Here is a 12,959-nt window from a genome sequence, read left to right as displayed (position 1 = left end):
CACTGACAACATCTTCACACACAATATAAAGATTCTTGTTTTACATTACGTGGTATTGAAAGGGAATAAAAACAACTCAAACTCGTTCTTTATGGAAGTGAATCCACCGAATTTGAGTTGCCTTTCACACTGACAACATCTTCACACACAATATAAAGATTATTTTAAGCGAGACTAACTTGCCTCAAGCTTATGACGAGAGCCTTGCTCTGTGTCTATAATTAAACTTTAGAGTGTTAGCTCCAATTTGACAAACGAGAAAAATAAACCTAATAGGTGAAAAAAACTAAACTATAGACGTTTGTCTAATACATTAAGATTGGATTACTTTAGAAGCTATCTAGTTAAGCAGTTTTACAGACACAAAAAAAGCGCTATAAAGCGCTTTTTAATATTTAAGGCGGGCTTAAATAATTTGGTTTTCTTTCCAGGCTTGCTCTTTTGCTAAACGGTTTTTGCGTTTATCACATGGATCATCGCAATCACAGGCTTTATCAATACCAACCGAACCTAAACCACCACAGCTGCTTGCCATAGATTTTTTTTGCACGATCATACCAACGGCCATAGCCGAAACTATCAAAATTAGTAAGCCAAAAGTAAGAAGAAAAAGTGACATTGCTTAGCCCCTATTGATCAGCAATTAATTAAACTCAAACATTTTTGAGCGACTGCTATTATATACCCAAATAACGCGAAAATAAACAAGCCAGCACCATACTACAAATAAGGTTTAAATGCAGGGCTTGAATAAGTAACTAAACCCTCATTTGATTTACCTATTAAGTATACCGGTAAATCGTGCTGCTGAGCGTATGCTTGCGCTTTTTCCATACCCATCACAGTAAGTGCAGTCGCTAAACCATCTGCCGTCATAGCGCTTGGATGAAGCACAGTTACCGACACTAAGTCGTGCTTAATAGGCATGCCGGTCACGGGATCAATTAAATGAGTATAGATCTCGCCATCCATTTTATAAAAAATACGGTAATCACCTGACGTAGCAATACCGTTTGTACCTGGCGATAAAACACGGTGTACCTTTCGCTCTCCAGGTTGCGCATCTGGTTGCTCAATCGCAATTTTCCAATCCTGATTATTTGGCTTTTCACCTGCTATACGCAGCTCTCCACCAATCTCAACCATGTAATTGGTAATACTGTGGCTTTCTAATAACTGCGCTACTTTATCAATACCATAGCCTTTAGCCGTTGCCGAAAACGAAAGCTCTAACCCATTAACTGTTTTAGACAGTCCTTGCTCATCTAAAATAAGTTTATCAATACCTATTTTTTCAACCATACTTGCAAGCGCTTCATCACTTGGGCGATTGGTTGGTTTTTTATCAGGACCAAAGCCCCATAAATCAATTAAAGGCCCCATAGTGACATCGAGTGTTTTAGTTGATTCGCCTAAGCGAATAGACTCGCTGATAACAGCCCTAAAATCTTCGCTAATTGGCATAACTTGATTTGCTGGTAATCTGTTAAATGTATTTATTTCAGAGTCTTCTATGTAAGTAGACATAGACTGATTCACATCTTTTAAAACAGCGTCTATTTGCAGCTGTAATTGTGAAGCTGATAGCTGGCCCTGCTCATCGTAATATTTAATATGATAAGTGGTGCCCATAGTCTTACCTTCTAAAAAGGTTTCCCTCGACTCTGGTTTTTCGCCACACCCAGACAGTAATAAGGTCAGTGTGATTAGTAAAAAGGCCATTATGCCTTGTGAAGTACTTACTCGATTCATAACAGCTCTACTTAATAGATTGATAAAATTAAAGAATAAAAAAAGCCTCGTAACACAAGTGCTACGAGGCTGGTATTTTAACCAAAACTAAACTGTTTTGGTATTAGTGTTAGCCACCGAAGTCATCTAGTAAGATATTTTCGTCTTCAACACCTAAATCTTTAAGCATAGTAATAACTGCCGCGTTCATCATTGGAGGACCACACATGTAGTACTCACAATCTTCCGGCGCTTCGTGATCTTTAAGATAGTTCTCAAATAACACGTTATGGATAAAGCCAGTGTAGCCTTCCCAGTTATCTTCAGGTTGTGGATCTGAAAGTGCTGTATGCCATACGAAATTAGGATTTTCAGCGGCTAAGCCGTCAAAATCTTCTACGTAGAACATTTCACGTTCAGAACGTGCACCATACCAAAAGCTCATCTTACGTTTAGAGTTCAAACGTTTAAGTTGGTCAAAGATATGTGAACGCATTGGCGCCATACCAGCACCACCACCAACAAAGATCATTTCTGCATCTGTGTCTTTAGCAAAGAACTCACCAAATGGACCTGAAATAGTTACCTTGTCGCCTTTTGTAAGTGACCAAATGTACGAAGACATTTTACCACATGGCAAGCTTAGGTTTCTTGGAGGCGGAGCAGCAATACGCACGTTAAGCATAATGATGCCTTCTTCTTCTGGGTAGTTAGCCATTGAGTATGCACGAATTGTTTCTTCGTCTACTTTTGACTCCAGGTCGAAGAAACCAAAATGGTTCCAATCGCCACGATATTCTTCAGGAACATCGAAATCTGCATATTTAACATGGTGAGGTGGCGCTTCGATTTGGATGTAACCACCCGCACGGAAAGGCACTGACTCATCACCAGGGATTTGCAGTTTAAGTTCTTTAATGAAGGTTGCTTTGTTATCGTTAGAGATAACTTCACAGTCCCATTTTTTAACACCGAAAATTGACTCTTCAAGCTCAATTTCCATGTCGTTTTTAACATTTACCTGACACGCTAAACGACAGCCTTCACGGGCTTCACCTTTAGAAATGTGATCAAGCTCAGTTGGCAGGATATCACCACCACCTTCTTTAATGTGTACACGACATTGACCACAAGAGCCACCGCCACCACAAGCAGATGATACAAATATACCTGACTCAGATAATGCACTTAAAAGCTTATTACCTGCTGATGTAGTAATGGCTTTGTCTTTATCGCCATTAATACCGATGATGATGTCACCGCTTGCAACTAACTGAGATTTAGCACCAATGATCACTAAAACTAGTAGTACAACGATAGCGATAAAAACACCAACGCCTAAGAAAATCTGATAATCCATGATTTATCCTCGCTACCCTTTACAGTGAAATACCAGAGAATGACATAAAGCCAAGTCCCATTAAACCAACAGTGATGAAGGTAATACCTAAACCACGTAAGCCATCTGGTACGTCTGAATATTTCAGTTTCTCACGGATACCTGCAAGTAATGTAATTGCAAGCGCCCAACCAACACCAGCGCCAATACCATAGACAACAGACTCGCCGAAGTCATAGTTACGCTCAACCATGAAAGATACCGCACCAAATATTGCACAGTTAACTGTGATAAGTGGCAAGAAGATACCTAATGCGTTGTATAGTGCAGGGAAAAACTTATCTAATGCCATTTCAAGAATTTGCACAAGTGCTGCAATAACACCAATGAAAGTTAAGAAACGTAAAAAGCTAAGATCCGCATCTGGATAACCTAACCAAGTAAGTGAACCTGGTGCAAGTACCGCATGGTAAACCAAGTTGTTAACAGGTACAGAAATACCCAATACAACTATAACCGCTATACCTAGGCCAATTGATGTAGTTACTTTTTTAGATACTGCTAAAAAAGTACACATGCCTAAGAAGAATGACAACGCTAAGTTCTCAATAAAAACGGCTTTTACAAATAAACTAATATAATGTTCCACTATTTGCCCCTTACGCTTTAGCTTCTACTTGGTCTTTCTTATAAGTACGAAGTACCCATATGAATAAACCAATGATGAAGAATGCACTCGGTGGTAAGATCAATAGACCCATAGGCTGATACCAACCGCCATCTTGTACTAATGGGATAATATCAACACCGAATAGTGAACCCTTACCGAATAGCTCACGAATGAAACCAACAGTAAGTAGTACTACAGAGTAACCTAAGCCATTACCAATACCGTCAAGGAAAGACATAATTGGTGGCGACTTCATCGCATATGCTTCAGCACGACCCATTACAATACAGTTAGTAATAATTAGACCAACGAATACAGAAAGCTCTTTTGCCGTAGCGTAAGAGAATGCCTGTAATACTTGGTCAACAACGATTACCAACGATGCAATAATTGTCATTTGTACGATGATACGAACAGATGATGGGATCTGATTACGAATAAGCGAGATAAAGAAGCTCGAAAATGCAGTTACTAATGTCAATGCGATTGACATGATTAACGCATTTTTTAAGCTAGACGTTACCGCTAGCGCAGAACAAATACCAAGTACTTGTAGTGCGATTGGGTTGTTAGCTAAAACCGGACCAAATAGGACCGCCTTCATTTCTTTAGTATCAGCCATTATTTCAATGCTCCTTTACGTACTTTCGCAAGGAAAGGGCCAAAGCCATTTTCGCCAGTCCAAAAGTCAACTGCATGATCAACACCGTTAGACGTTAATGTAGCACCTGAAAGACCATCGATCTTATGCTCATCATTGCCCGCAGTACCTTTAACAATTTGAATTGGAAGTTCTTTACCTTCCCATGTAGCAGTCCACTGTGGATTTTGGATTTCGCCACCTAGACCTGGGGTTTCATTATGCTTATAAAAGATAATGCTCTTAACTGTTTCAGCGTCGCTTTCAAGCGAGATAAAACCGTACATTAAGCCCCATAAGCCGTAGCCTTGGATAGGAAGAATAATTGCATCAACTGAGCCATCTTCTTTTTTAGAGATATACACCGGCGACTCTTTAGTCACACGTTGAATACCAGCAATATCTTTAACGCCTTTCTCTTGAAGAGAAACACTTAGCGCTGCATCATATTTGCTTTTTTCAAAATCAAAAATTGTTGGGTCTGTATCTACAAACTCACCTGTAGTCATGTTTACAACGCGCGCTTCGATTTTTGCATCAAATGTTTCTAAAACATTTTCAACTTTATCGATACCCGCAGCAGCCAAGATATTGCTTTGAATATCTTTGTTTTTATTAGCTTGCTGTAAAGGACGAAGCTGTACAGAAGCAAACGATACAATGATTGCACACACTAAACATAGTGCTACAACAACTGATAACGTTTTACCGATTGATTCGTTATTACTAGACATTACGTGCCAACCTCCGCTTAATATTAGCCTGCACTACAAAGTGATCGAACAGTGGAGCGAATAAGTTAGCAAATAAGATTGCTAGCATCATACCTTCTGGGAAAGCAGGATTCACAACACGTATCATAACCACCATAAAGCCAATTAATAGACCATATGCCAATTTACCTTTGTCAGTAAATGCAGCTGATACAGGGTCAGTAGCCATAAAGAACATACCAAACGCAAAGCCACCTAGTACTAAATGCCAATACCAAGGCATTGCAAATACAGGGTTAGTTTCTGAGCCAACAGCATTTAGTAAAAATGCAGTTGCTACCATACCTAGGAATACACCTAGTACGATGCGCCAAGAAGCGATACGAACGTAAATTAAGAACAAACCACCTACTAACAATGCAAGTGTAGATGTTTCACCTACAGAACCTTGAATGAAACCGTAAAACGCATTCCACCATAATTCCATGTTTGCAAAGTCTAGTTGCCCGATGAAAGCTTGGCCTAGCATAGTTGCACCAGAGAAAGAATCTACTGCTGTCCATACTGTGTCACCCGAGATTTGAGCTGGGTATGCGAAGAATAAGAACGCACGACCGGCTAAAGCAGGGTTTAAGAAGTTACGGCCAGTACCACCAAAGATTTCTTTAGCGATTACTACACCAAACGTAATACCTAACGCAACTTGCCATAAAGGGATCGTTGCAGGCAAAATAAGTGCGAATAATACTGAAGTAACGAAGAAACCTTCGTTAATTTCATGCTTACGCACAGAAGCAAATATTACTTCCCAAAAACCACCTACTGCAAATGTTACCGCGTAGATAGGTAGGAAGAAACATGCTCCATAGAACATCTTAGCGCCCCAGCCTGCATCAGCGGTTAATTCACCACCGAATAACTGGAACAAACCAACTTGCCACGTGTTTGCTAGTTCAAAACCTTGTGCTAAAGCACCTGCGGCCTGATGACCGATATTGAACATACCAAAAAACATAGCTGGGAACGTCGCCATCCACACTAAAATCATCATGCGTTTTAGGTCGATGTTATCGCGTACGTGTGTCGCGCCTTTATTTACGTAGCCTGGTGTATAAAAAATAGTTGCAGCTGCTTCATACAGTGCATAAAACTTTTCATATTTACCACCGGCTTCAAAATTCGGCTCGATATCTTCTAGATATTTTTTTAAACCCATCTCTCTAGCCTTCCTTCTCGATCGTAGTTAAGCAATCGCGTAGGATAGAACCATACTCGTATTTGCCTGGACAAACGAAGGTACATAACGCTAAATCTTCTTCATCAAGTTCAAGCGCGCCCAATGAAATTGCACTGTCTAAATCGCGTGCAATTAAGTCACGTAATAATAGAGTAGGCAAAATATCTAGCGGCATTACGCGCTCGTAGCTACCAATTGGTACCATGGCACGTTTTGAACCACCTGTTGACGTTGTCATTTTAAATAAACGACTCGGCGCAAGGTGAGAAAGGAATGTACGCGTTACAGAGAATTTATCACTACCTGGTGCAATCCAGCCAAACAATTCTTTTTCGCGACCTTCAAGTAAAACAGATACTTGAACGTGGTAACGACCTAAGAATGCATGAACACCGTTTGAAATAGAACCTGATAGAACAGAACCAGAAATAACGCGGTTATCTCCGTCTTCTAGCTCACCAGCCACTAAATCATCCAATGAAGCACCTAATTGTGTTTTCACTAAACGTGGGTTTTTAACGCGAGGACCTGCAAGCGAAATAACACGATTTGTGTAAATTTCACCAGTAAGGAATAGGTGACCATACGCAATAACGTCTTGGTAACCAATATGCCAAACTTGTTTGCTAACAGAAACTGCATCAAGATGATGGATATGAGTGCCAACGAGGCCAGCCGGATGCACACCACCAAACTCATGTACTTCTACTTGAGCTATAGATGAGCTAGGAACTTGGCTACCTGCTTTTTTACACACAAATACTTTACCATCGGTCAAACGCGAAATAACAGCAAGACCCGCTTCAAATGCTTGCGCATTTTCGGCAATTATCACTGCAGGATCTGCAGCTAATGGGTTTGTGTCAGTTGCGGTCACGAAAATAGAACTAGGATTTGCATCCACAGCCGCTACTTTACTGAATGGGCGAACACGAAGTGCTGTCCATTGACCAGACTGGATAAGTACTTCTTTGGCTTTTTCACGCTCTAAGCTCGCAAGCTCGTCTGCTTTGAAAGAGTCAAAGGTGATTTGCTCACTGCCTGCTACTTCAATAACAACAGATTGCAGCACACGTTTAGCACCACGATTTATTTCTTTTACTGTGCCAGAAGCTGGAGCAGTAAATAGGACGCCTGGGTTCTTTTTATCTTCAAAAAGTACCTGGCCTTTTTTGACTTGGTCATCCACACGAACATGCATGGTTGGACGCATACCGATAAACTCTTCGCCAAGCACAGCTACACGTTTGACAGCAGAACCGTCATGTATAACTTGCTGTGGCGCGCCCTCTAAGGGTAAATCCAGACCTTTTTTTATATTGATCATACGCACTTGCATTACATTAAAGGAAAGAAACTGAAAAATCGTATCAACCACGTCGCCATTTGAGTTATTCCAAGTTATATCAAGGTACAAAAGAGCAGCTTGCTAGAAATATCAAACAAGCAACGTAGTAAAACTCATCACATATTGTCGAGATTTTAACATCATTTTAGATGACTATGCGAGTGTATTTATGAAAATTATACGACAGAAACACTTATTTAGTTTTGTTAAGTGATTTAAATAAAAATCAAGGTAGACCAAAGTGGTAGCCTAAGCAATTATCGTTCCTGATTTCATCGCAAATTAAACAAATCGCATAATACAAAAAAAGCCGCTATTGCGGCTTTTAATAACTAGGGCCTGTTGACCTTTCAGGATTAAAATTTGTTCAATCTAGGGGCTATTTAATCGCGGCGTGAGGTTTGTAACCTAGTGGGCTAAGTAAAAACCGAGCAACAAAGAGTAAATAGCCCCTAGGCAGAACCCTTTGGGCAGCGCCTGTTTGGCATTAATGCTACGTTATCGCCCATTTATGGGGAATAACCACACTACATAGGCTCTGCCTTGCCTAAATACCAAACAGACTGCTGCAAATTTAAACTCGAAAGATAAACAGGCCCTAAGTTCTGTTAGTCAATCATATTGGCAATTGGCTTAACTGAATCTATGTCTTGATCGTAGTCAACACCGTCTACACCAAAACCAAATAAGCGTAAAAACTCATTATGGTAACCAACATAGTCTGTTAGCTCATCAATGCTGCTTGTATCAACACTATCCCATACAGCTTGAACGCGTGCTTGCACATCGTCTTCTAGCTCTTTATAGTTTTGGAATAAATGCCCACCGTCGTCAAAGCGAGGCGATTCACCATATAGATTTTCACTAAATAATGCGTGAATTTGCTCAATGGTGCCTTCATACGTGCCATCTGCTTTCATAACTTTAAATAAAGCAGAAATATATAACGGCATAATAGGAATAGCAGAACTTGCTTGTGTCACTACTGCATTAAGTGATGAAACATACGCCTCACCATTTAAATCTTTTGTTGATTCTTTAATAGCAGCCGTTGCACGGTCTAAATCTTCTTTAGCTTTACCAATAGTAGCGTGTCCGTATATTGGCCATGTTAGCTCTTTACCAATATAAGTATACGCTGTAGTTTTAAAGTTATCGGCTAATACATCCGCTTCTTTTAATGCGTCAATCCACATTTCCCAATCTTCACCACCCATTACTTTAATAGTGTTGTCGATATCGTCTTGATTTGCAGCTTCAACCGTAATTTCATCAATTTCACGCTTTGATGTATTTAAGTTTTTAGTGGTTACTGCATTACCTATTGGCTTAAGTGTAGATGAGAACACTTCACCTGTATTTGGATCAGTACGACGAGGAGACGCTAGGCTGTAAATAATACAATCTACTTTACCCAAATCTGCTTTAATAGTGTCGATTGCTTTTTGCTTGATTTCGTTAGAAAACGCATCGCCATTAATATTTTTAGACCAAAGGCCGGCTTCGTCCGCTGCATCTTGAAAAGCAGCGGTATTGTACCAACCAGCAGAACCTGTTTTACGATCTGTACCTTCTTTTTCAAAGAAAATACCTAATGTTTTAGCACCACCACCAAATGCAGCAGTAATGCGCGATGCCAAGCCGTAGCCTGTTGATGCGCCAATAACTAATACATTTTTTGGTGCACTTTTTAATGCGCCTTGTTGTTTTACATAGTTAATTTGTTCTTGAACATGCTCTGCACAACCAGCTGGGTGTGCGTTTGTGCAGATAAATCCACGAATTTTAGGCTTAATGACCATTGATCATCCTATATCTTTTACAATAAAAATTAGCGCTAGTTTAAAGGCTAATACTAAAAACACTGATCTGATCAGTTAAACACTCATCAAATACTCTAAAACATTACTTAGCTAATTTTAGAGCCACCCATACAATTAGGTGAATCAGGCGCTTCACCGCCCTGCTCTGCATACTCATCGGGTGTATATGTATGAATAGCGAGTGCATGAATATGATTTGCTAACTCATCTTTTAAAATTTCATTAATTTCGCGATGACGTTGTAATAAACGCTTACCCGCAAAACCTTCGCTAACCACTACTACTTTAAAGTGTGATTCAGTGCCAGCACTGTGCATATGGCTTTCGTTAATCACGTTTAAATGTTTACACGCAATGGCGTTGCTTATTTTTTCTTGGATCTGTTGCTGCATTGACATAAAAAGACCGTTTTAATTAGCTAATTTATACACTTACTATAACAATTTAACGCAGCGATTGGCTAACTAAATTGCTTTTGCTTAATGTGCTTTATAAATCGGTAAGTTAAACTTATTCGCGGATGCGCAAGCGTGGTTTGCTTAGGTATTGCATGTTGATAATCTCGTTGGCTATGTCCATTCATTATTAAACAGCTGCCACTTTGTAATTTTAAGTCGGTTACTTTATTGCTCGCCTTGTGCTTTAACTTTAAAACCCGATCAGCTCCTAGAGAGACACACACAATTGTTGGTTTATCACCAAGCTCTATTTCATCATCACTGTGCCATCCCATCGTATCATTACCATCTCGGTAATAATTAACGAGCAATGAGTTTAGAGGCTGGTTTAAATGTGCTTCTAAACGCTTTCGCATATTAAGTAACAATTCATCCCATGGTTCTACTATTTGCTTACTACTTGAATAGCCGTATTCAATATTTAAATCACTCATGAAACATTGCAGTCGTGGAATAGGCCCCGTTTTGCCATAAACGGTTACATCGGGTTGCTGCCAACGTAGGTTTTTTTGCAAATAATAAAATAGATCGAGGCTTTTTTGTGCACTAAGTGTCCTACTTTGATAAGAAAAGCCATTTGGTAACTGTTGGGGGTTGGCGTTTTGCCGTTGCATGTTAGAATTTACCTACATTAGATTACTGATCAACGAACCATTATGACGACGCAAGCCCAGCTAGGCGATAAAACCTTTACTCTTGAACGCTTTCCATTGGATCAAAAAAACCGCAGCTTACAAGCGTGGGATTCGGCAGATGAGTACCTTATCAATTATGTTAACGAACATCACCCAGATTGTCGCTCATTGCTTATTTTAAACGATAGCTTTGGTGCACTTGCTTGTTATTTTAATAAGTTAACGGTTTGTTCAGTTAATGATTCTTATATTAGCCACCAAGCTGCGGCTTATAACTTACAAGAAAACAAGCTGCCTACAGCAGAGTTTACGCAAGTAGATAGTTTGTCGGCATTACCAGAGGATGTAGATTTAGTACTTATTAAAATCCCTCGTAATGTAGGTTTTTTACAGTTCCAATTAAGTGAACTCAGTGAAGTACTTGCACCTGGTACGCCAGTAATTGCCGCAGGTAAAACAAAAGAAATTCATAATTCAACAATAAAATCATTTGAGCAATTTATTGGTGAAACAACAACAAGCCTAGCAGTTAAAAAGTCTCGTCTTATATTAAGCACAGCTAAAGGCGGATATAAAGCAGCAGACTTCCCTATAACATGGGAGCTTGAAGGTACTGAGTTTAATATAACAAATCATGCAAATGTGTTTTCGCGTGATTCGTTGGATATTGGTGCGCGCTTCTTTTTTAACTACTTACCAGAAACACCAAAAGCTAAAAGCATTATAGATTTAGGCTGTGGTAACGGCGTTGTTGGATTAATGACGCTTGCTCGTTGCCCTAATGCATCAATTACCTTTGTTGATGAGTCTTACATGGCAGTAGAGTCAGCCCGGTTAAATGTAGAAATTAACCTAGGCGATAAGTTTGATAACTGTGAGTTCATCGAAAACGATTGTTTAACAGGCTTTGAAAGAGACAGTGTGGATATGGTGCTTTGTAATCCTCCATTTCACCAAGCTCAGGCTGTTACCGATCACATTGCTTGGCAAATGTTTAAACAAGCAAAAGATACTTTAAAAGAAGGCGGCGAGCTGCGTATTATTGGTAATCGTCATTTAGATTATCACGATAAATTAAACCGTATGTTCGGAAACTGTAAGTTATTAGGCTCAAACAAAAAGTTTGTCGTTCTAAGTGCAACTAAAAATAGTGGAATGCTATAAATGAAATTAACAAACATTATAATTGGGTGTTGTGTATTACTAATACTTGGTGGCTGTGCGAATCAGCCTAGCCAAGTAATACTCAATCCTGTTTATAAAAGTGGTCAAATAAGCACTATAAATAGTAGCTTAAGCACCAGTGTAATTGATTTACGTGGCGATTCGTCAACACTTAAACTTATTGAATCAGACAAAACTAAAACCTTTGCAAGCCAAGGCCTTACTGAATCAGTTAAAAGTGTTTTAGACAGCGCCCTTAGCCGCAATGGTGCCAGTATTTCTAATTTAGCGTCTGTACGCTTTGAAGTAGATATTCATGCACTACAAGCGGTGGTAACCGAAAAACTAGTGAGCCATACCAGCGAAGCCCATATAGAGCTTGGCGTGCGCGTTATTCGCGCCTCAAGTAATTTTAGTAAAGTGTATAGAGGCAGTGCTAATTTAGAAGGTCCGTTTAGTCACGAGCGAGTAAAAATAGAAGGTCAGCTCAATAAGTTGACTGAGCAAATTATTACCCGCATTGTATCTGACCCTGAATTAATAGAATTTTTAGAAGGTTAACTATGAAACGACTTTTTTTAATCTGCTTAGGCCTATTTTTTAGTGTAAGTAGCTTGGCAGCCCAAGAAGGCCGCTTTGTGCAAAAAGACAATATTTTTCCACGCGTCGAAATCGTAACAACGATGGGCAGTATTGTTGTTGAACTGGACCGTTCAAAAGCACCCATTACGGTCAATAACTTTTTAACTTACGTGTCAGATAAGAGCTATCAAGGCAGTGTTTTTCATCGTATTGAGCGCGATGTGGAAAATGACCGCGACTTTGTTATTCAAGGTGGTGGCTACGATAAAGATTACGACGGCTTACACGAAAATGACCCTATTTTTAATGAAAGCGGCAATGGTTTAAAAAATGATATGTACAGCATTGCTATGGCGTATCAAGACCGTGAACCGCACTCGGGAACACGTCAGTTCTTTTTTAATATGGATAACAACGATCACTTAAACCCAGGTAAAGATTGGGGATTCGCTGTGTTTGGTAATGTAATGGATGGCTACGATACCCTTGATAAGATCATGGCTGTTGAAACAGGGTTTAATGAAAAGATTGGTTACGATTTTGTTCCTAAAAAACCGGTGATCATCTTAAATATTAAAATGCTTGAACAAGTTCCACTGTAATTTATTTAAGAGCAGCT

General features: G+C 39.6%; 14 protein-coding genes. 3 read left to right on the top strand and 11 right to left on the bottom strand.

All coding sequences use genetic code 11. The features are described 5' to 3' along the window. Positions 1 to 406: 406 nt before the first annotated feature. The 11 genes from nqrM to I6E72_RS03850 form a co-directional block, all read right to left on the bottom strand. Complete coding sequence (gene nqrM, locus I6E72_RS03900) at positions 407 to 619, bottom strand: (Na+)-NQR maturation NqrM (protein ID WP_007376137.1); 213 nt, start codon at positions 617 to 619, stop codon at positions 407 to 409. A gap of 101 nt (positions 620 to 720) precedes the next feature. Continuing rightward, positions 721 to 1,752, bottom strand: a complete 1,032-nt coding sequence (locus tag I6E72_RS03895) for an FAD:protein FMN transferase (RefSeq protein WP_165734694.1) — start codon at positions 1,750 to 1,752, stop codon at positions 721 to 723. A 109-nt stretch (positions 1,753 to 1,861) separates the two neighbouring features. Next, positions 1,862 to 3,091, bottom strand: coding sequence for an NADH:ubiquinone reductase (Na(+)-transporting) subunit F (gene nqrF, locus I6E72_RS03890; protein ID WP_007584893.1), 1,230 nt, complete (start codon positions 3,089 to 3,091; stop codon positions 1,862 to 1,864). 19 nt (positions 3,092 to 3,110) lie between these two features. Continuing rightward, positions 3,111 to 3,719 carry an NADH:ubiquinone reductase (Na(+)-transporting) subunit E gene (nqrE, locus tag I6E72_RS03885; protein ID WP_007584892.1) on the bottom strand — a complete coding sequence of 203 codons (609 nt, stop codon included), beginning with the start codon at positions 3,717 to 3,719 and terminating at the stop codon, positions 3,111 to 3,113. Between the two features lie 10 nt (positions 3,720 to 3,729). Then, positions 3,730 to 4,362, bottom strand: coding sequence for an NADH:ubiquinone reductase (Na(+)-transporting) subunit D (locus I6E72_RS03880; protein WP_007584891.1), 633 nt, complete (start codon positions 4,360 to 4,362; stop codon positions 3,730 to 3,732). Beyond that, positions 4,362 to 5,114 carry a Na(+)-translocating NADH-quinone reductase subunit C gene (locus tag I6E72_RS03875; protein WP_007584890.1) on the bottom strand — a complete coding sequence of 251 codons (753 nt, stop codon included), beginning with the start codon at positions 5,112 to 5,114 and terminating at the stop codon, positions 4,362 to 4,364. The genes I6E72_RS03880 and I6E72_RS03875 overlap by 1 nt, the downstream gene beginning before the upstream one ends. Further along, complete coding sequence (locus tag I6E72_RS03870) at positions 5,107 to 6,309, bottom strand: NADH:ubiquinone reductase (Na(+)-transporting) subunit B (protein WP_007584889.1); 1,203 nt, start codon at positions 6,307 to 6,309, stop codon at positions 5,107 to 5,109. Before I6E72_RS03870 ends, I6E72_RS03875 begins: the two co-directional genes overlap by 8 nt. Before the next feature lie 4 nt (positions 6,310 to 6,313). Further along, positions 6,314 to 7,657 (bottom strand): Na(+)-translocating NADH-quinone reductase subunit A, encoded by a 1,344-nt coding sequence (locus tag I6E72_RS03865; RefSeq protein ID WP_010555190.1) that lies wholly within the window; start codon positions 7,655 to 7,657, stop codon positions 6,314 to 6,316. A gap of 629 nt (positions 7,658 to 8,286) precedes the next feature. Then, positions 8,287 to 9,480: an enoyl-ACP reductase FabV gene (gene fabV / locus I6E72_RS03860; protein WP_197111105.1), complete on the bottom strand. Its 1,194-nt coding sequence runs from the start codon at positions 9,478 to 9,480 to the stop codon at positions 8,287 to 8,289. Positions 9,481 to 9,587: 107 nt separating this feature from the next. After that, positions 9,588 to 9,899, bottom strand: a complete 312-nt coding sequence (locus tag I6E72_RS03855) for a BolA family protein (RefSeq protein ID WP_007584885.1) — start codon at positions 9,897 to 9,899, stop codon at positions 9,588 to 9,590. A gap of 62 nt (positions 9,900 to 9,961) precedes the next feature. Beyond that, positions 9,962 to 10,573 (bottom strand): alpha-ketoglutarate-dependent dioxygenase AlkB family protein, encoded by a 612-nt coding sequence (locus I6E72_RS03850; protein ID WP_197111104.1) that lies wholly within the window; start codon positions 10,571 to 10,573, stop codon positions 9,962 to 9,964. 42 nt (positions 10,574 to 10,615) lie between these two features. Between I6E72_RS03850 and I6E72_RS03845 the strand changes: the two genes are divergently transcribed. The 3 genes from I6E72_RS03845 to I6E72_RS03835 are packed head-to-tail and all read left to right on the top strand — an operon-like array spanning position 10,616 to position 12,942. Further along, entirely contained in the window at positions 10,616 to 11,758 is a 1,143-nt protein-coding gene (locus tag I6E72_RS03845; RefSeq protein ID WP_010555194.1) for a methyltransferase, read from the top strand. Next, positions 11,759 to 12,319 carry a YajG family lipoprotein gene (locus I6E72_RS03840; RefSeq protein ID WP_101164209.1) on the top strand — a complete coding sequence of 187 codons (561 nt, stop codon included), beginning with the start codon at positions 11,759 to 11,761 and terminating at the stop codon, positions 12,317 to 12,319. It begins immediately after the preceding gene. A 2-nt stretch (positions 12,320 to 12,321) separates the two neighbouring features. Next, positions 12,322 to 12,942 carry a peptidylprolyl isomerase gene (locus tag I6E72_RS03835; RefSeq protein ID WP_010555196.1) on the top strand — a complete coding sequence of 207 codons (621 nt, stop codon included), beginning with the start codon at positions 12,322 to 12,324 and terminating at the stop codon, positions 12,940 to 12,942. Positions 12,943 to 12,959 lie beyond the last annotated feature (17 nt).

This window comes from Pseudoalteromonas sp. NSLLW24, assembly GCF_015864725.1.
GTDB classification, from domain to species: domain Bacteria; phylum Pseudomonadota; class Gammaproteobacteria; order Enterobacterales; family Alteromonadaceae; genus Pseudoalteromonas; species Pseudoalteromonas arctica.
The sequence above is the reverse complement of the archived record's forward strand: the minus strand, read 5'-3'. Positions and strand labels throughout refer to the sequence as shown.

Excerpts from the sequence above, each read along its gene's own strand:
- I6E72_RS03880 (WP_007584891.1), bottom strand. The coding sequence starts at position 4,362 with ATGGCTGATACTAAAGAAATGAAGGCGGTCCTATTTGGTCCGGTTTTA.
- I6E72_RS03895 (WP_165734694.1), bottom strand. The coding sequence starts at position 1,752 with ATGAATCGAGTAAGTACTTCACAAGGCATAATGGCCTTTTTACTAATC.
- nqrM (WP_007376137.1), bottom strand. The coding sequence starts at position 619 with ATGTCACTTTTTCTTCTTACTTTTGGCTTACTAATTTTGATAGTTTCG.
- I6E72_RS03835 (WP_010555196.1), top strand. The coding sequence starts at position 12,322 with ATGAAACGACTTTTTTTAATCTGCTTAGGCCTATTTTTTAGTGTAAGT.
- I6E72_RS03870 (WP_007584889.1), bottom strand. The coding sequence starts at position 6,309 with ATGGGTTTAAAAAAATATCTAGAAGATATCGAGCCGAATTTTGAAGCC.
- I6E72_RS03850 (WP_197111104.1), bottom strand. The coding sequence starts at position 10,573 with ATGCAACGGCAAAACGCCAACCCCCAACAGTTACCAAATGGCTTTTCT.
- fabV (WP_197111105.1), bottom strand. The coding sequence starts at position 9,480 with ATGGTCATTAAGCCTAAAATTCGTGGATTTATCTGCACAAACGCACAC.
- I6E72_RS03865 (WP_010555190.1), bottom strand. The coding sequence starts at position 7,657 with ATGATCAATATAAAAAAAGGTCTGGATTTACCCTTAGAGGGCGCGCCA.
- I6E72_RS03855 (WP_007584885.1), bottom strand. The coding sequence starts at position 9,899 with ATGTCAATGCAGCAACAGATCCAAGAAAAAATAAGCAACGCCATTGCG.
- nqrF (WP_007584893.1), bottom strand. The coding sequence starts at position 3,091 with ATGGATTATCAGATTTTCTTAGGCGTTGGTGTTTTTATCGCTATCGTT.
- I6E72_RS03840 (WP_101164209.1), top strand. The coding sequence starts at position 11,759 with ATGAAATTAACAAACATTATAATTGGGTGTTGTGTATTACTAATACTT.
- I6E72_RS03845 (WP_010555194.1), top strand. The coding sequence starts at position 10,616 with ATGACGACGCAAGCCCAGCTAGGCGATAAAACCTTTACTCTTGAACGC.
- I6E72_RS03875 (WP_007584890.1), bottom strand. The coding sequence starts at position 5,114 with ATGTCTAGTAATAACGAATCAATCGGTAAAACGTTATCAGTTGTTGTA.